Origin of the sequence: Mariprofundus ferrooxydans PV-1 (genome assembly GCF_000153765.1) — a bacterium.
Taxonomy (GTDB): Bacteria; Pseudomonadota; Zetaproteobacteria; order Mariprofundales; family Mariprofundaceae; genus Mariprofundus; species Mariprofundus ferrooxydans.
Window position 1 is genome coordinate 1298984 of record NZ_DS022295.1, and the last position, 17679, is coordinate 1316662.

The 17679-nt window shown below is 55.1% G+C and carries 19 protein-coding genes; 5 read left to right on the plus strand and 14 right to left on the minus strand.

What is annotated here, in order from left to right; all coding sequences use genetic code 11:
• Positions 1-7: 7 nt before the first annotated feature.
• Positions 8-3295, minus strand: coding sequence for a DEAD/DEAH box helicase (locus SPV1_RS12835; RefSeq protein WP_009851655.1), 3288 nt, complete (start codon positions 3293-3295; stop codon positions 8-10).
• Positions 3288-5267, minus strand: coding sequence for an excinuclease ABC subunit UvrB (uvrB, locus tag SPV1_RS12840; protein WP_009851656.1), 1980 nt, complete (start codon positions 5265-5267; stop codon positions 3288-3290). The genes SPV1_RS12835 and uvrB overlap by 8 nt, the downstream gene beginning before the upstream one ends.
• Before the next feature lie 300 nt (positions 5268-5567).
• Here uvrB and SPV1_RS12845 point away from each other — a divergent pair, with 300 nt between their 5' ends.
• Positions 5568-6065 (plus strand): SixA phosphatase family protein, encoded by a 498-nt coding sequence (locus SPV1_RS12845; protein ID WP_009851657.1) that lies wholly within the window; start codon positions 5568-5570, stop codon positions 6063-6065.
• A gap of 66 nt (positions 6066-6131) precedes the next feature.
• On the opposite strand, the gene SPV1_RS12850 is transcribed toward SPV1_RS12845, so the two are convergent.
• The 3 genes from SPV1_RS12850 to SPV1_RS12860 all read right to left on the minus strand — a co-directional run bounded on the left by SPV1_RS12850 (position 6132) and on the right by SPV1_RS12860 (position 8120).
• Positions 6132-6554 (minus strand): tellurite resistance TerB family protein, encoded by a 423-nt coding sequence (locus SPV1_RS12850; RefSeq protein WP_009851658.1) that lies wholly within the window; start codon positions 6552-6554, stop codon positions 6132-6134.
• Positions 6555-6646: 92 nt separating this feature from the next.
• On the minus strand, positions 6647-7348 hold the full coding sequence (trmB, locus tag SPV1_RS12855) for a tRNA (guanosine(46)-N7)-methyltransferase TrmB (RefSeq protein WP_009851659.1): 702 nt from the start codon (positions 7346-7348) through the stop codon (positions 6647-6649).
• 148 nt (positions 7349-7496) lie between these two features.
• Complete coding sequence (locus SPV1_RS12860) at positions 7497-8120, minus strand: cytochrome b/b6 domain-containing protein (RefSeq protein WP_009851660.1); 624 nt, start codon at positions 8118-8120, stop codon at positions 7497-7499.
• 289 nt (positions 8121-8409) lie between these two features.
• Between SPV1_RS12860 and SPV1_RS12865 the strand changes: the two genes are divergently transcribed.
• Both SPV1_RS12865 and SPV1_RS12870 read left to right on the plus strand, forming a co-directional pair.
• Positions 8410-8733 carry a hypothetical protein gene (locus SPV1_RS12865; protein WP_009851661.1) on the plus strand — a complete coding sequence of 108 codons (324 nt, stop codon included), beginning with the start codon at positions 8410-8412 and terminating at the stop codon, positions 8731-8733.
• A gap of 147 nt (positions 8734-8880) precedes the next feature.
• Positions 8881-9204 (plus strand): heavy metal-binding domain-containing protein, encoded by a 324-nt coding sequence (locus tag SPV1_RS12870; RefSeq protein WP_009851662.1) that lies wholly within the window; start codon positions 8881-8883, stop codon positions 9202-9204.
• 54 nt (positions 9205-9258) lie between these two features.
• Here the strand turns inward: SPV1_RS12870 and def are convergent, their stop codons facing one another.
• Genes def through rsxA form a run of 8 tightly spaced genes read right to left on the minus strand, consistent with a single transcriptional unit; the run spans position 9259 to position 15211 of the window.
• Positions 9259-9801, minus strand: coding sequence for a peptide deformylase (gene def, locus SPV1_RS12875; protein WP_009851663.1), 543 nt, complete (start codon positions 9799-9801; stop codon positions 9259-9261).
• Positions 9801-10139, minus strand: a complete 339-nt coding sequence (locus SPV1_RS12880) for a phenylpyruvate tautomerase MIF-related protein (protein WP_009851664.1) — start codon at positions 10137-10139, stop codon at positions 9801-9803. The genes def and SPV1_RS12880 overlap by 1 nt, the downstream gene beginning before the upstream one ends.
• Positions 10139-10804 (minus strand): electron transport complex subunit RsxE, encoded by a 666-nt coding sequence (gene rsxE, locus SPV1_RS12885; protein ID WP_009851665.1) that lies wholly within the window; start codon positions 10802-10804, stop codon positions 10139-10141. Before rsxE ends, SPV1_RS12880 begins: the two co-directional genes overlap by 1 nt.
• Positions 10801-11421, minus strand: a complete 621-nt coding sequence (locus tag SPV1_RS12890; protein ID WP_009851666.1) for an RnfABCDGE type electron transport complex subunit G — start codon at positions 11419-11421, stop codon at positions 10801-10803. The genes rsxE and SPV1_RS12890 overlap by 4 nt, the downstream gene beginning before the upstream one ends.
• Entirely contained in the window at positions 11418-12485 is a 1068-nt protein-coding gene (locus tag SPV1_RS12895) for an RnfABCDGE type electron transport complex subunit D (protein WP_009851667.1), read from the minus strand. The genes SPV1_RS12890 and SPV1_RS12895 overlap by 4 nt, the downstream gene beginning before the upstream one ends.
• Positions 12485-14050, minus strand: coding sequence for an electron transport complex subunit RsxC (rsxC, locus tag SPV1_RS12900; protein ID WP_009851668.1), 1566 nt, complete (start codon positions 14048-14050; stop codon positions 12485-12487). The genes SPV1_RS12895 and rsxC overlap by 1 nt, the downstream gene beginning before the upstream one ends.
• Positions 14034-14618 carry an electron transport complex subunit RsxB gene (rsxB, locus tag SPV1_RS12905; protein ID WP_009851669.1) on the minus strand — a complete coding sequence of 195 codons (585 nt, stop codon included), beginning with the start codon at positions 14616-14618 and terminating at the stop codon, positions 14034-14036. Before rsxB ends, rsxC begins: the two co-directional genes overlap by 17 nt.
• An 11-nt stretch (positions 14619-14629) precedes the next feature.
• Positions 14630-15211, minus strand: a complete 582-nt coding sequence (rsxA, locus tag SPV1_RS12910) for an electron transport complex subunit RsxA (protein WP_009851670.1) — start codon at positions 15209-15211, stop codon at positions 14630-14632.
• Positions 15212-15327: 116 nt separating this feature from the next.
• Here rsxA and SPV1_RS12915 point away from each other — a divergent pair, with 116 nt between their 5' ends.
• Positions 15328-15600 carry a YbeD family protein gene (locus SPV1_RS12915; RefSeq protein ID WP_231288405.1) on the plus strand — a complete coding sequence of 91 codons (273 nt, stop codon included), beginning with the start codon at positions 15328-15330 and terminating at the stop codon, positions 15598-15600.
• A gap of 182 nt (positions 15601-15782) precedes the next feature.
• Here the strand turns inward: SPV1_RS12915 and SPV1_RS12920 are convergent, their stop codons facing one another.
• Positions 15783-16316, minus strand: a complete 534-nt coding sequence (locus SPV1_RS12920) for a shikimate kinase (protein ID WP_026195549.1) — start codon at positions 16314-16316, stop codon at positions 15783-15785.
• Positions 16317-16523: 207 nt separating this feature from the next.
• On the opposite strand from SPV1_RS12920, the gene zntB reads away from it, so the two are divergent.
• Positions 16524-17495 (plus strand): zinc transporter ZntB, encoded by a 972-nt coding sequence (gene zntB, locus SPV1_RS12925; RefSeq protein ID WP_009851673.1) that lies wholly within the window; start codon positions 16524-16526, stop codon positions 17493-17495.
• The last annotated feature ends 184 nt before the right edge of the window (positions 17496-17679 follow it).

Genomic DNA, 17679 nt, shown 5'->3' on the forward strand with positions numbered 1-17679 from the left:
CTCTGAATCAACCCAGCGGCGTGAACAGAGACTCCAGATCGGCCGGTGTCCATAACGGCACCTTGCCGGCACCCTGCTGATGAATACTGTCGGCCAGTTCCCGCTTGCGATCCTGCATTTCGAGAATGCGCTCCTCCACCGTACCTTCGGTCAGCAGCTTGTAGACAAACACCGCCTTATCCTGACCGATTCGATGGGCGCGGTCGGTTGCCTGCGCTTCCACGGCAGGATTCCACCACGGATCGTAATGGATCACTGTATCGGCAGCCGTCAGATTCAAACCTACGCCGCCAGCTTTCAGACTGATCAGAAACAGCGGCACTTCGCCGTTCTGAAAACGCTCTACAGGCGTTTCCCGATCGCGCGTCTGACCGGTCAGCTTGACGTAATCAATCCCTGCTGCGGTAACCTCTGCCTCAATCAACTTTAACATCGATGTAAACTGCGAGAAGAGCAGCACCCGTCGCCCCTCTTCAATCATCTCCGGCAACATCTCCATCAGCATGGTCAACTTGGCCGATGCGGGCAAGGCTCCCTGCAAACCGCTTACCAGTCTCGGATCGCAGCAGACCTGACGCATTTTCATCAAGGCATCGAGTACCACGATCTGACTCTGGGCTACACCCATGGAGGCAACGGCATCACGCACCCGCTTCTGCATGGCAAGGCGCACGCTCTCATACAGTTCCCGCTGCGCTCCCTCCATATCAACTGAACGAATGATCTCCGTCTTGTCAGGCAACTCCAGCGCCACCTGATCCTTGCCCCGTCTGAGCAGGAACGGGCGAATACGCATATTCAACGCATTCTGTCTGGCCTGATCGCCCTGTATCTCGATAGGTTTACGAAACACCTTCGCAAACTGGCGTTTATCATGCAAATAACCGGGCAGCAGAAAATCAAACTGAGCCCATAGCTCGCCCAGATGATTCTCCATCGGCGTGCCGGTGATGCACAGCTTATGGCTGGCCATAAGCCTGCGTACGCGTTGCGCCGCTTTCGAGCTCGCATTCTTGATATATTGCGCCTCATCAAGAATCAACAGATGCCACTGCTGTTGCTCCAGCACTTCAAAATCACGAACCAGCAACGGGTATGTCGTCAGTACAATATCAAAATCGGCAATCTCGGCGAACCGCTCCATCCGGTTCGGTCCGTGCAGTACCAGCACAGACAAATCCGGGGTGAACTTTTTGGCTTCCCGCCGCCAGTTATGCATCAGGCTCGTTGGCGCAATCACCAGTGTCGGTTGCTGCAAACGGCCCGCCTCTTTTTCAATCAGAATATGCGTCAGCGCCTGTACCGTTTTACCCAGCCCCATATCATCGGCAAGAATTCCCGCCAGCTGCATCTGGCGCAGCATCTGCATCCAGTTGACGCCCTCATGCTGATAATCACGCAGTGTCGCCTGCAACCCTGCTGGCAGGACCGCTGCCGGCACTCTGGCAATATCAGCCAGTTGCCGCATCTGCTGCAGCCAGGCCGTGCTGCTCACCTGTACAGCCCCTCCACCCTCAAAATGCTCTTCCAGCGCCAGCATTTGCGGCACACTGAGAGTGGCTTCCGCGGCACCGCCGCTGGCAAAGACATCCAGCATATAGTGCAGAATATTGGCAATCGCATCCGCAGGAGCCGCCAGAAAACGGCCGTCAGCCATCGGCAGTGCAATGCTCTGTTGCTCACGCATCGCAGCCAGCGAGGCTTCGCTCAACAGCTTCGGTTGATTACCCACCCAGCGGGCCAACGCATCAATCAGGTCGACCTCCTCACCATCATCCAGCGTAGCGGTAAATGATGCATGCCCCATCAAGGCACTACTGACGCCCGACGACTCACCCAGCTGTAAATGCCATGAGTGCGCGGTTTCCATGCGAAACGGAAAATCATCCATCACTTCAATGACAAAACCCTGCTCTTTGAGGTCAGCGCACTCATACAGCATCCAGTCCGGCCACTGATCATCATCGGGCAAAATAAAGTAGTGCTCATCCACCTCAACAGCGGGTGTCATACTCTGCTCCCTGAGCGGAAACAGACCGCTTGCACAGAGCGCATCCACAGCTCTGGCATGGGCTGCGGCGTCATAGGTATAATCAATGACCCGATCACCGCGAATGCTGCGAATCATCTCGGTCCGGCTGCTGTGAGTGATACGCTTGCCATCGTAATCCATGCAGAGACTGGCGACATGAAAGGCTTCCGGCTTGCGGTAATAGCCGCGACCTTGCGGTCGAATCGTTGTCAGTTGTAAACGGGGTATCGGCGTCACCTGCCTGCGCTCGTGCGTCAAAGCAAGCGGAGCAGGAACTCCGGGCGGCAGATGTTTCCGTACGGCCGCGAGCACTTCATCGCTACAGTCCAGTTCAACTGCAGGCATATTCAACAGAATTTCCGCCACCGTTGCCGGCTGGGCACTATCAATCGGTGCGCATATCGCCTTATGCACATCCAGAAACCAGGGCGGCGACGTCGGTATCACGATCTCATCGGCAGGCATATGCAGGGTCAGATACTGATCACCACGACTATTAAGCTGCCAGCGCCATTCACCTGCCCGCTTTTCGCCACGTTTGATCGCCGGCGCATCTTTGCTCTGCCAGTGACAGCGACCACTGGCCACTATGCGTTTGAGTATACGCAACCCGTCTTCACCCTGCAGGCGGTAGCCGTGCAAACTGCCGAGTGAGCGATCCATCGCCACTTCCCGTAAAATGCGTTCATCCGATGCCAGTAAATACTGGGGGGTATGGTGACTGAGGATGTTAACCGGACTGTAAACGCTGGCCTTGCCGTAACCACCGTCCTTGAGCAGACGTGCAGTCAGGCATTGCATACGCACATTGCGCTCCCCATTGGGCTGCAATATATAGAGCATGCGCTGCTTCACACTGTCGGGAAACTCATCACGCACCGGCTGTCCATCACGCACCTGATCCAGTGCACCCAGCCACTGGCCAAACGCAAAGGGAACCGGGCCGGTTGCCGCCTCGGCCTTTGCCTCAGCGTCAACCTCATCCTGCTCATTCATCCAGGCATAAAGTGCAGCCGCCACATGCTTGCAGTCCGCCCCCACCGGACAGGAGCAGTGGGATACCAGCTCTGCTTTGCTGGTAAAGCGAATATGCAGCTTATAGGGATCACTCTCTTTCCCGCGTACCGAAGCTGCCAGCAACCCGTCATCCATCGCCAGATCAAGAACATGACCCAGTCGATAATAGGCTTTGCCACGCGTGCTACAGGCGCGGCCCAGCCACTGCTGAATACGTTTTTCACTGATCCGGGGCCATTCAGTCATCTGCAATTTCCTTTAACTGTATTCTCTCGTCTCTGTAGCGCGCCGCATCCTCAAAGCGCAGGTCGGCTGCAGCCTCGGCCATCAACCTCTCCAGCTCGCTCATACGTTGCTGCTTTTGTGCCGACGTCATCGGCTCCGGCTCCGCAACTTCCGGAATATGGGCATAATCCATTTCATATACCGAGCCGAGAATATCCTTGATCTCCGATTTCACCGTCTGCGGCGTAATCCCGTGTTCGGCATTGTATGCCAACTGCCGCACCCTGCGGCGCCGCGTCTCATCCATCGCCCGCTGCATGGAGTTGGTGATCTTGTCCGCATAGAGAATCACCCGCCCTTCGATATTACGCGCCGCCCGACCAATAGTCTGGGTCAGGGAGCGTTCCGAGCGCAGAAATCCCTCTTTATCGGCATCAAAAATTGCCACCAGCGCCACTTCCGGCAGATCCAGTCCCTCACGTAACAGGTTAATGCCGACCAGCACATCAAACACGCCCAGTCTTAAATCGCGCAAAATCTCCATACGCTCCACTGTATCGATATCCGAATGCAGATAACGCACCCGCATACCGAGGTTATTCAGATATTCGGTCAGATCCTCTGCCATGCGTTTGGTCAGACAGGTAGCCAGCACACGGAAACCGGTCTCAATCACCGGCGTTGCCGCCGACACAAAGTCATCCACCTGTGTCCCTGCCGGCCGCACCTCCACTTCCGGATCAACCAGCCCTGTTGGCCGGATCACCTGCTCAACAATAACACCCCCGCACTGCTCCATCTCATAGGGGCCGGGCGTGGCCGAAACATAAATAGCCTGCGGCACAATCGCCTCAAATTCGGGAAACTGCAGCGGCCGGTTATCCAGCGCCGAAGGCAGGCGAAAACCGAAATCCACCAGCGTGGTTTTGCGCGAACGATCGCCTTTGAACATGCCACCGATCTGCGGCACCGTGACATGCGATTCATCGAGCATGACCAGTGCATTATTGGGCAGGTAATCGAGCAGCGTCGGCGGCGCTTCACCGGGCTGACGCCCTGTCAGATGACGCGAGTAATTCTCCACGCCCGAGCAATAGCCCACCTCCTGGATCATCTCCAGATCAAACACGGTACGCTGCTCCAGCCGTTGCGCCTCAACCAGCTTGTTGTTGTCATGCAATTCGGCCAGCCGCTCGGCCAGTTCATTACGAATAGCCTCCATCGCCCGGAGCAGGTGCTCACGCGGCGTAACAAAATGGCTCTTCGGGAAAATGGTATATTTATGCAATGATTCTATACGTCGCCCGGTCAACGGATCAAAACGGCTGATGGCATCCACGTCATCGCCGAAAAACTCTATGCGAACGGCAAAATCCTCGGCATGTGCCGGAAACACCTCCAGCACATCCCCGCGCAAACGGAATGTACCGCGATGAAAATCCATATCATTGCGCTGATATTGCAGCTCAACCAGTTTATTGACTGCTGCCCGCTGATCGGTCTCACGTCCCACTTCAACATAGAGCAGCATCTCGGCATAGGCCTCGGGGCTGCCCAGACCATAAATACAGGAGACCGATGACACGATAATGACATCCTCCCGCTCAAGCAGTGCGCGCGTGGCGGCATGGCGCATGCGATCAATCTGCTCATTGATCGCCGAATCCTTTTCGATATAGGTATCCGACTGCGGCACATAGGCTTCCGGCTGGTAATAATCGTAATAGGAGACGAAATACTCAACCGCATTATCGGGGAAAAACTGTTTAAACTCTCCATATAACTGTGCTGCCAGCGTCTTGTTTGGTGCCATAATCAGTGTCGGCTTCTGCGTACGCTCAATCACGCAGGCCATGGTATAGGTCTTGCCCGAGCCGGTAACACCCAGCAATGTCTGGTGGCGGGCACCTTCGCCTACCCCCTTCACCAATTCTGCAATAGCCTGCGGCTGATCGCCGCGTGGCGTGAAATCACCTGCCAGTTTAAAACGCATCGCGCGATACTACCGCAGCTCTCCATGCTGACCAGCCCGGTCTTGCCTCTCATCCCTTCGACGCACTATTACTGCAGGCGAAAAACCCCTGTGACGACCAAACTTTGCAGGCATGCGGGAGCCACTCAGGTAATCGCATCAATATATTGCACCGCAGGGATGCCGAACCGGCTTTCTGCCCGGCCTCACGGTTGATCGGCAGAGGTCTGTGTCATATGATAAGAGGCATCTCATCCGAAACTGATTTCAGCGCAGGAGCACAATAATTCAGCATCTCCCGAAAGGGCAAAAGGAGATACCATGAAACGTATGATTCTACTCAGACATGCCAAATCGAGCTGGGCCCAACCCGCCCTGAATGATTTTGAACGGCCGTTGAACAAGCGCGGCAAACGCGATGCGCCAATCATGGGCATGCGGCTGAAACGTCAAAAAAAACTGCCTGATAAAATCGTCAGCAGCCCGGCAAAGCGAGCCATCAGCACGGCCGGAATCATCGCAAAGCAGCTGGATATACCGAAATCCGCTATCCGCAAAGAGCCGGGTATTTATGATGCATCTGCCATTGAATTACTGGCCATTATACGTAACTGGCAAAATGCATGGGAAACCGTACTCATGGTAGGTCACATGCCGGGAATTGCCGATCTGGCGTGGCTGTTGGTCGAAAACGAGGTCGGTCCGGTACCGACATGCAGCGTGCTTGAGATCGAGCTGGAGATCAATCACTGGTCCGATGCCGGCCCCGGTTGCGGTCGCTTAGCATGCGTAATGACACCTAAAGAGAGTGCAGGGTAGCCTGCCTGTAGTTTATTCCTTGTCCGTTGGCGGAGCGTATCAGAAAGGCACAAGGTACTGAGTATTCTAATGCTCGGAGTTAACCTTGATACACTTCTCCAGAAACGCGTTATCCTTGATGGCCAGTAATTTAGCCCCGCGATAAAACAGCGCCTGCTCTTTTTCTCCTGCCTTGCCATGGACAAGAGCAACAGCCCACAAATCCCTGAGTAATTGTACCCGCTCACGCATCGGCAGCTCCCGCAGCGCTGCAACAGAGCCTGGCCTCTGTTGTCCCGGGCCATAGCTGTCGATTTTTCCACGCACCGTGGCCGGATCAAAATGGTATACATGCACGAGAATTTTTGTCAGCGCTTCGATTTCCCGCTCGTCAGGTTTGCCATCCAGCCACGCCATCTGCATCAGGAAATTCAGGACCAGCTGTTGAAGCCGTTCCCGGCTGAGCTGCGTAGGTTGGCTCTGACTGCTTCTGAACATATCGAAGAACATACGGACTCCCCCTTCGGTTACGCTGTAAGTGCATATAAATCAGGAGATCAGGGCGCCCGATTTACAGACCTTAACCATCAATTTCAGACTAATCACTCCTTCACATAGTGCAAGAACTGACTAACACGACCGGCGCGCAGGCCGCGCTGCTCGAATTTGGTTTCAGGCCGGTCTGCATCGCGATCAATATAGCCGCCGACTCCGGCGACATTTTTCAGCCCCGGCGTGGCGTCCAGAATATCGCGCATCCATTCAGCCAGATCCGGCTTGTCGCTGGCCAGCTTGATAAAGCCGCCCGGCTTCAGACGGGAAACCATCAGCGCGGCAAAATCTTTCTGGATAATCCTGCGCTTGTGATGTCTCGCTTTCGGCCATGGATCGGGATGATTGACGAACAGACCATCGAGTTGTTCTGCAGCAACCTGGTGTTCCAATACATACTGTGCCGGCAATTGCGTGATACGGGTACGCTCGATCACGCCTGCATCCTCCAGTCGCCCCACCGCCTTGGCGACACCAGGCAGGTATATCTCAACACCGATCAGGATCCACTCCGGATGAGACTCGGCCAAATGCACGAGGAAATCACCATTTCCGAAACCGATCTCCATCACTACCGGCGAGCCTGCCGGAATATTGGCATCGGCCAGTGTTTTCTCTTTCGGCAAACCGATCAGCGGCAACCAGTGCAGCAGGCGCGCCTCCTGGCCCGTGGTGACAAAACCGTTCTTGCGTCCGTGGGTACGCATCTCATGCTGAATAAACTGATCTCTGAATTCTTTTGAAAGTCGCATGCGGCCAATATTACGGCGCAAAGCGCATTAGCCAACCGGTAATAAAAAACAGGGCGCGCCGACGCTGACTGCGCCATGATCCCTGTAGATCATCCTTGCCGGTATATGCCGGGCAAGGGCCTCATCATAAGGCCCTTGCTGCACTGTATTAATCCCGATCAACCTGCTTGCGGCCAGTAACCATAGCGCGAACCAGATTCTCGCGGCCCAGCATACTGGATAAGGCCACACCGCCCAGGTGAAGAAAGATCAACACCAGCATAAAGCTAACACACGCCTCGTGTGCCTCTTCCCAGAACTCATCGCCTTTTCCATGACGCTCTCCATGTTCCCAGTCATGAGCCTGGGCGGCCGGAATACCCAGCGAGAGAGTGGTTGCAACCAGAGGCCCTTTGCCCTCAGCCTCATAAGCCTTGAGTCCCGTCCAGCTGGTAGCCATCAGACCGAGCAGCAACAGGATGACCATCAGGCCGCCCGCCGGATTATGGCCCAGATAACGTTTCGGATGCCGGGCAGGCAGGCTTTTGAGATGGGCCATGATTTCTGCCGGGCTGTAGATAAAATCGCTAAAACGGGCATGGCGGCTACCAATAAGCCCCCACACAATTCTATAGGCCAGCAGAGCGATAATCACATAGCCGGCCCAGGCGTGCAGCGTCTCTGTTTCAACTTCACCGGTGATATAGGCGATAACAAAAAATGCCACCAGCCCCCAGTGGAACAAACGTATACTGATGTCCCAAACCTTGATTGATGAAGTATCATGCATCATGTCACCTCCTGTCAGGAATGTATCGCTAGTTTAAATACTCTGTCTGAAATGGGGCTGAACAGCTATTGGAGAAAAGAATCCGCGCCTGCTCCTGGCCACGCAGATTGCTTGCAACCCCCGTCATATCAGCACATGGCTTGAACGATGGGCGGCAACTGATACCAGTGTTCGCGCCAGATTCCGGAAAAGGCAGCCAAAATTCTACATGCTTACAAACCATCCAATATGTAGCATAGGCTTTCATACACATACCACTATGCGCCGAACAGGCGCTAAATCAGGAGTATTTATGTTTCGCACAACCATTTTACTGGCCCTGCTGAGCCTGCCGGCTATCAGCGCTAGCGCCGCCACCTATACCTACACCATCGATCACGGCACGCCGGGCGTGATTGCCAGTGAATCAAAAATGGCACGGCTGGTTATTATCGCATCCGGCGATTGCAGCAATATTCCCTATGAAGTGATCGCCGATGGGGTCAAATCCCTAGGTGGTCACTTCGACCTCAAAAAGCCGCTGTCACTGCCGCTGGATTTCACCACCGTAACCCTCTCCTGTGACCACCACGGCGTGCAGGCCTCAATCAACAAAAAGGGCAACTCCCTGTTTTAATCAAAGCTCACAGATCACCATAAGGCACGAGGTCACAAAAAAGAACATCGGAATGGCGTATCCGATCGCGATGTCGGATGACAAGCCACAGATGTTTAACGTTGTGACCTCGTGCCTTGTGACCCTCTATTTCATCAGGAGTTCAGCATGCTGCTTAGCACGACACCGACCATCGAAGGAAAATCGATCACCGACTACAAGGGCATCGTGGTCGGCGAGGCTATCCTCGGCACCAATATCTTCCGGGATATGTTCGCCGGCATCCGTGATATTGTCGGCGGGCGCTCGGCCGCTTATGAAAAAGAGCTGGCCAAATCGCGCGAAATTGCTTTTGCCGAGTTGCAGGAGCGTGCTGCAGAGCTCGGCGCCAATGGCGTTGTCGGGATTGATATCGATTATGAAGTGGTCGGCAAGGACGGCAGCATGATGATGGTCAGTGTCTGCGGCACGGCTGTAACGCTATCTAGATAGTCGGCAACGACTTCCGGCTGTTCACCCTGACTTGTGGGTGAATGCTTCGGCTGATCAGCTTTTGTAGAGCTTTTTCATCTTCTTGGTGATCATCCGGCGTTTGAGCGGGCTGAGGTAGTCGATAAACAACTTCCCGTCCAGATGATCAAACTCATGCTGCAAGGCCACAGCCTGGAAACCATCGAAATCCTGTTCATGCTGTACACCGTGCTCATCAAACCAGCGCAAACGAAGCGCTGCAGGCCGGCTTACATCACCCCAGGTCTCGGGTACCGACAAGCACCCCTCCTCCCACGTCTCCATTTCATCGGATTTCCAGAGAAACTCGGGATTAATCCAGACTTTCAATTCACGGTGACCACCCGGCAGATCGCCATCGTGTCGCACTTCCTTGTCGCGCCAGACCGTATCAGTCACCGCAATACGCAGTAATTCACCAACCTGCGGCGCCGCCAGCCCGACACCGGGCGCATCGTACATTGTATCGGCCATATCCCTGATCAACTCTTTTACTTCATCGCTCAGCGGAAATTCGACCGGTCGGGAAACCTGCACCAGGCGATCATCCGGATGTATCAGTATCTCGCGCACAGCCACTAGAATGTCCCCCCGTTCCAACCGAACATGGCCCTCTCGGGTGCGGCAAACTCGATATAGATACGGGCGGCATCCAGTCCCAACTCGCGTGTCAGCAGCGCAGACAATCGTGCTGACAGCGCTTCTGTCTTGCTATCACTCAGCCCCAGACTCTTGAGCTCGATAAACGCCAGCGGCGCATCTGAGCCGGCAAACAGCATCGGACGCGCATCGGATATTTCCACCATAACATAGCTTTCCGGTTTGCCCAATGCCGCAGCAACCTCAGCGGAGGCCGTCTGCAACAAGGCATCGGTATCCGGAATCCGAATATTGGTATGAATATGCAGGTACGGCATCAGCCAGCCTCCACAGCAACAGTTGCGGCTGCATCAGCGTTTACAGCTTTAGCTTTCGCCGCATCGGCACGGAGCTTCAGCTGGCGGTTGACCAGATTCACTCCTGCCAGAATAAAGCCCAGCGCAATAAAAGCGCCCGGCGGCAGAATAAACATCAGTACGTTCGGATAGGATTCACCAAACACCGGAAAGCCGAACAGCTCCCCCTGCCCGAGCAGTTCACGTACGCCGCCAAGCAGCAGCAGTGCAAAGGTAAAGCCCAGCCCGACAGCCAGCGCATCCACCACGGCATCGGATACACTGTTCTTGCTGGCAAAGGCTTCAGCACGGCCAAGAATAGCGCAGTTCACCACAATCAGCGGGATAAACAGGCCGAGGATCAGATACATATCATGCATCCACGCATTCATCAGCATCCCCACCACCGTCACAAAGGCGGCGATGATGGTAATGTAAGCAGGAATACGCACGTTTTTCGGGATCACACCGCGCACCAGAGAGACCACCAGGTTGGAGCCGAGCAGCACCAGCAGTGTGGCAGCTCCCATCCAGAAGCCGTTTTCTGCTGACGTAGTCACGCCCAGCAGCGGGCACATACCCAGCAGCTGGACAAAAATCGTATTATTCTTCCAGAAGCCGTCGGCAAAGACCTCCTGCTTGTTCATTCGCCACCTCCTGCAGAACCGGGCACAGATTCGCTATTACCGTTCAGGCGACCAACAATAGCAGTCTGCTTCGCCCGATAAAACTCCAGCGCACCCTTCACTGCCTTGACGACTGCCCGCGGTGAAATTGTGGCGCCGGTAAACTGATCGAAATCACCACCATCCTTTTTCACCTTCCAGCGCACATCGTCCAGGCCACGACCGCGGAAACTGTCCACCCATGCCTGATTGCGCACAATACCATCGCCCAGCCCCGGTGTTTCCTTATGATCAGTCACGCGAATAGCCAGCACATGGCCGTCCGGATGCACGCCGACCAGAATCCGGATCGAGCCGGAGTAGCCATCCGGCGCAATCACTTCCCATGCCATGCCGGCCAGTTTACCGTGGTCACGCGCCGGATAAATCACCTTTCCATCGACATCGACCGCTTCCGCCTGCGGGTCGTTGGTATGCGCCGGCAATACCTGCTGTAGTGCCCTGTGCAGCGCCTCTTTCCGGGCCGCCGCAATCGGTTCGCGTGTGACGATATCGGTCAGGCCCAACAGGATGGCTGCAATGGCTGCCACCACGAACAGGGCCAGCACCATCTGCAGTTGCTCGCGCTCCAGTTTCATGATTTACGCCCGCTCTCATGGCCGTAGACACGCGGCCGGAAATAGTGGTCAATCAGCGGCACTGCGCAGTTCATCAGCAGTACGGAGAACATCGCTCCCTCCGGATAGCCGCCAAAACTGCGAATACTCCATGTCAGGACACCGCAGCCGATACCGAACACAATCTGCCCGGTCGGCGTAACCGGCGAAGAGACCGGGTCGGTAGCCATGAAAAAGGCGCACAACATCAGACCGCCGGCAAACAGGTGAAACATCGGCGGCGCAAAATGATCCGGATCGATACCGCTGAACAAGGCTGCCAGCACCGCCACCGTCGCCAGATAGGAGAACGGGATATGCCAGGTAATGCTGTGTCTGGCCATCAGGAAGACACCACCGATCAGCAGTGCCAGCACACTCGTTTCACCGATACTGCCGGCCTCGGTGCCGAGAAAGGCGCCAAGGTAGCTGTAGTGATAGTGAGCCAGGGCGTCCGCCACCGGTACACCCAGCGTCCATTCGGTTTTCACATGCCCCAGCGGCGAAGCCATCGAGATCGCATCCAGCCCGAGCTTTAATGCATCGGGACCAGCAAAAAACAGCGTCAGGCAAGTGGATAGATCATACAAATTCACCACCGGCGTGGCTGCCGACATCGGGATGATCCATGTCGTCATCTGCAATGGAAAGGAGATCAGCAGAATAACCCGCGCCGACAGCGCCGGGTTGAAAATATTATAGCCAAGCCCGCCATACACCTGTTTACCCAGTACGATGGCGAAAATACTGCCCACCACGGCCATCCACCACGGCGTCAATGCCGGCAGTGTCAGTGCCAGCAACAGGCCGGTCAGTGCCGCGGAGTTATCCAGCAATGTCGTCAGTGATTTGCCCATCAGTTTCAGGCATACAGCTTCGGTGGCCAGACAGGAGAGCATGCAAACCAGTATTAACAACACCGCCAGCCAGCCGAACAGATAGACACTGACTGCCGCGGCCGGCAACAGCGCCAGAATAACGGTCAACATCATCATGCGCAGCGAATCGCCGCCATGCATATGGGGAGAGGAGAGCATCACCAGCATCAGTCTTTACTCCCCTCATCCGTTTTGTCAGCAGCACTGTCACCGGCTGCATCCGTTTTTGCTGTTGATTCAGCAGCAGGCGCATGTGTCTTGCGCACACTGGAACGACGGGCGGCGCGGGCCTGATTCTCCCGCTCGATACGCATCTCACGCGCTTCCGAGCGCAGCCTTGAGGCCTCGGCAAAACTCTTTTCCCGGCGCTGCTGTGCAATCTGCCCTTTACCGTAACGGAAATAGTGAACCAGCGGTATATTGGATGGACAGACATAGGAACAGGCGCCGCATTCGATACAATCAAACAGATCATAGGATTCGGCTTTTTCGAACTGATCGGAACGGCACTGATCGGCCAGCAGATTGGGTACCAGTCCTGCCGGACACGCCTCGGAGCAATGGCCGCAACGAATACACGCCTGCTCCTGCGTGTGGCCGCCCATAAATGAAGCCTCAAGCATGGCTAGCATACCGTTGGTCGATTTCACCACCGGCACATCCGGATGGCGCAGCAACTCACCCATCATCGGACCACCATGCAGAATACGCACATCCTCGAAATCCGTCAGCCCCTGTTGTGCAAACACATAGCGCATGGGCGTGCCGATACGCACATGCAGGTTGGCCGGCCGGGGCATGGCATCGCCGCTGACGGTGACCAGGCGCTCGGTTAACGGCTCAGCCCGCACCACAGCCCGGTACAGAGCTCGCGCCGTAGCAACATTCTGACACAGCATGCCGATATGCATCGGCAGTTTGCCCGCCGGCACCTCACGGCCGGTCAGTGAGTAAATCAACTGCTTTTCACTGCCTTGCGGATAACGGGTAGGCAGCAGCACCACACGCGCTCCTTCCAGATCATCGCGCAGGGCCAGCGCCTGCTCGATGGCCTCAGCCGCATCGGACTTATTGTCTTCAATAGCGATAATGGCCGAATCGGTATTGACCATATGCATGATGATAGCCAGGCCGGTCAGGATCTCATCGGCATACTCGAGCATCAGGCGATGATCCGTGGTCAGCCACGGCTCACACTCGATACCGTTAAGCACCACCGTTTCGATGGGAAAGCGACTGTCCTGCACCAGCTTGATAAAGGTCGGAAACACAGCGCCGCCCAGTCCCGCAAGACCACACATGCGGGCCCGCTCACGCAACAGAGCCGGGTCCGTATTACGCCAGTCGGTGATCGGCTCAAGACTATCGTCGGAAGCGTCATCGCCATCCGACTCGATAATAATACTCGGCATACCCATGCCGGAAGGGTGCGGTATCGCATACTCCTCGATGCGTACCACGCGCCCGGAAGTCGAGGCATGCACAGGCACCGATACATAACCTTCGGATCTGGCAATCTTCTGACCACGCAGCACACGATCACCCACCGCCACCAGAGGTAAGCAGGCCTCTCCGATATGCATCTTCATCGGCAGAATATGTACCGGCGACAACGGACATGGCTCGCTGTGTAGTCCCGCGCCCAGCTTATGATCTGACGGATGGATTCCGCCGTCAAAGCTGTGCGCCATCATGCCCAGCCGCTGGGCCAGATTTCTAAGCATGGCCGGCATGATGTTCTCTCCTCTCGTGTCCCAGCCGGGAACGTCGGGTTTCCGGCAACGGCCACGACCAGTGCTCAATCAGTTCCGGTTTAACCAGCATATCAATACAGTCCACAGGACATGGCTCCACACATAACTCGCAACCGGTACAGTGATCGGCCAGTACCGTGTGATATTGCTTGGGTGCTCCGATAATGGCATCCACAGGACAGGCTTTAATACAGAGTGTACAGCCGATGCACTCATCTTCACGCACAAACGCCAGCATCGGTGCTGCAGCTTCCTGCTCCACGGCTTTCGGCTCCACACCCATCAGATCGGCAATAGCCAGCATCGTCCGCTCACCGCCGGGGACACAGTGATTCACCTCTTCCCCTTCGCTGGCCACAGCCGTGGCATAGGGCTTGCATCCCGGATAACCGCACTGACCGCACTGGGTCTGCGGCAGCAGCGCATCGATTTTATCCACCATCGGGTCGCCCTCGACGTAAAACACCTTCTGCGCAACAGCCAGCACAATACCGGCCAGCAAAGCAAATGTGCCCAGACTCAACAGGGCATAGAGTAATCCGGTCATAATGGGTGAACCTAGATTTTGACCAGGCCGGAGAAGCCCATAAAGGCCAGCGACATCATGCCGGCTGTAATCAGGGTCAACGGAGATCCCTTGAACAGAGCGGGTACGGGGGAAACATCCATGCGTTCACGCAGGCCGGCAAACAGCACCAGTACCAGTGCAAAACCGACCGCTGCACCAAAGCCGTAGAGCGCGGAGCTGACAAATGTCTGTTCCTGCTGCACATTCAACAGCGCTACGCCTAACACCGCGCAGTTGGTGGTGATCAACGGCAGAAAAATACCCAGCGCCTGATACAAAACCGGACTGGTCTTGTGGATCATCATTTCGATAAACTGGACAAGCGCTGCAATAATCAGAATGAAGAAGATGGTCTGCAAATACTCCAGACCCAGCGGCACCAGCACAAACTCCTGCACCAGCCACGAGCAGACAGAGGCCAGCGTCATGACAAACATCACGGCAAACGACATGCCAACCGCCGTTTCCACCTTGCCGGATGTACCGAGAAACGGACAAATGCCGAGAAACTTGGTCAACACGAAGTTGTTCACCAGAACGGCAGAGAGTAAAATGAGTGCTACTTCAGTCATGGCGCGGAAGTATAGGCCCAGTCAGCTATCGCGTACACCTGTCTAAACCCACACTTTTTCCCATACAGGGCAACAGAGGCATGACAGACGCAGTCAGCCGTCGCAATATTGGCCTCATGAATGACTCCACCCAGACATCGCCGCTGACATTCCCCTGCCGCTTCCCGGTCAAGGTCATGGGCAGCAACAGCGATCACTTCAGAGAGGATATTGTGGCCATCGCGCGCGAGTATTTTACACCGCTGGATGAAGCCGATATCACTGTAACCGCGAGCCGGACGGCAAAATATCTGTCGGTCAGCGTGATCGTCACTGCCGAGAGCCGGGAGCAACTGGATAACCTCTATCGCGCCATCAATGCCCACCCCGATGTTCGCATGGTGCTCTGATAGAGAGTCAAAAACTTTTCACCACAGAGGACACGAAGGACACAGAGGAAAGACAAAGCATTGTAGATAAAGAATAACTGCTGTCATCGCTGCCTTCAGGGATTCACTCTGCCCGTGTGAAGACTGTGACTATCTTCGTTTCCTTGCTTTTACCTTTGTGTCCTCTGTGGTGAAAAGCTTTTTTATTTTCTTTTTTTCCATTTATCGAGAAATTTCAGGATAGCCGCCAGCGCATCCGGCTTGTTCATATCGCCTCGTGGCAACGTGAAGTCGGCACACTCCTCGTATAACGGATAACGGAGCTCAGCCAGCTGCTGTAGACGACTCAAGGTGTCGCCCTCCGCGATCAATGGCCTGTTGCTGTCACCGTCAATACGCTCTGCCAGAAACTCTGGTGAAGCCTTCAGCCAGATAACCGGCGTATGCTCTTTCAACAACGCCCGGTTTTCCTCACGCATGACGACACCACCCCCACTGGCAATCACCGCCGGCCTGCCCAGAACGGCACGTAGTGCGGCAGTTTCCATATCGCGAAAACCATCCTCACCGCGTTCGGCAAAGATATCCGGAATGCTCATGCCCGCCTGTGCAACGATATAATCATCCAGATCTATCAAATCCAACTTCAGCTTCTTCGCCAGTCGCCTGCCGATACTGCTTTTCCCCGAGCCCATCAGGCCGATCAAAACCGGAGATACTCCCTTGATTCTCTTCACCTCGCCCCCTTACGCTGACCGCTATTTTCTACAGTAACGGAAACTGACTATTCCATTCGCGCTGCGCAAGGAAGATACACAACCATCAGAGTCATCATCCTTGCCCCGCCTCAGACCCGTTCTCTGGCGAAAAACCTGCTCAGGGATTACCATCACACCACTGCAGAGCCGTAGGAAAGCTCTACAACATTTCACCGGAGAGTCACCATGCATCATACAGGCCTGATATACGCATTCGTTCTCGACGGGAGTGGCGGCGCAAGGCAGCTGGACTGGCAAGGCGTCAGATCGTGGCAGCATGAACAGGGACCGATATGGATTCACCTGGACTACAGCTCGGATGAGGCGCGCAACTGGATACTGACCGAAAGCCATATCAATGAGATTGCTGGTGAAGCCCTGCTCAATGAAGAGACACGCCCCAGAGCTACCGCCGTCGGTGATGCCCTGCTGCTATCGCTGCGCGGCGTAAATTTCAATCCCGGCTCGGACCCTGAAGATATGGTATCAATCAGAATGTGGCTGACCAGTGATCAGGTAGTGACCACACGCAAACGGAAATTACAGTCTGCGTCCGACATGGCCGCATCCCTTCAAAACGGTAACGGCCCAAAAACAATCAGTGAGTTTCTCGTCGATTTTTCCAGCCGCATTACATCCAGAATGGAAGCTCTCGTGGAGGAGCTGGAAGATCGTTCCGCCCAACTGGAAGAGGCGGTGATTGATAATGGTAACGCTATCCTGCGCAGCGAGCTTTCAGCCATTCGGCGTGAGACGATTATGTTGCGTCGCTATCTGGCACCCCAGCGGGAGGCGATGATAAAGCTTGCCTCTGCAACCGCTGCCTGGCTAACCGATAACGACCGCATGCGGCTGCGCGAAGTAACCGATCAACTGGTACGTTATATTGAAGATCTGGATTCGATCAGGGATCGGGCTTCGGTCACACATGAGGAGCTGGTTAACAGGCAGTCTGAACAGATGAACGCCAGAATGTATATATTGTCTCTGGTAGCCGCGCTGTTTTTACCCCTTGGTTTTTTTACCGGCCTGCTGGGCATCAACGTCGGCGGCATTCCCGGAGCCAATAACCCGTGGGCTTTTGCCATATTTATTGTCATCCTGCTGGTCATTGTCATCTTTCAGGTCATCTTCTTCAAAAAGAAACAATGGATGTAACCCCCCTCACCGTTAGTAGGCTGCCAGTATCTAAGGGTCCTATTTCACCGGGAATGAGAGTTTACGAGTCGCTTCTTTGGCCAGAACCTGTCATTCAGTTTGAGATATACATAACAAGGGTATATCAATATCCAGTGTTATATATACGTATACATAACCACGATATTTCAGGATAAATGGATAG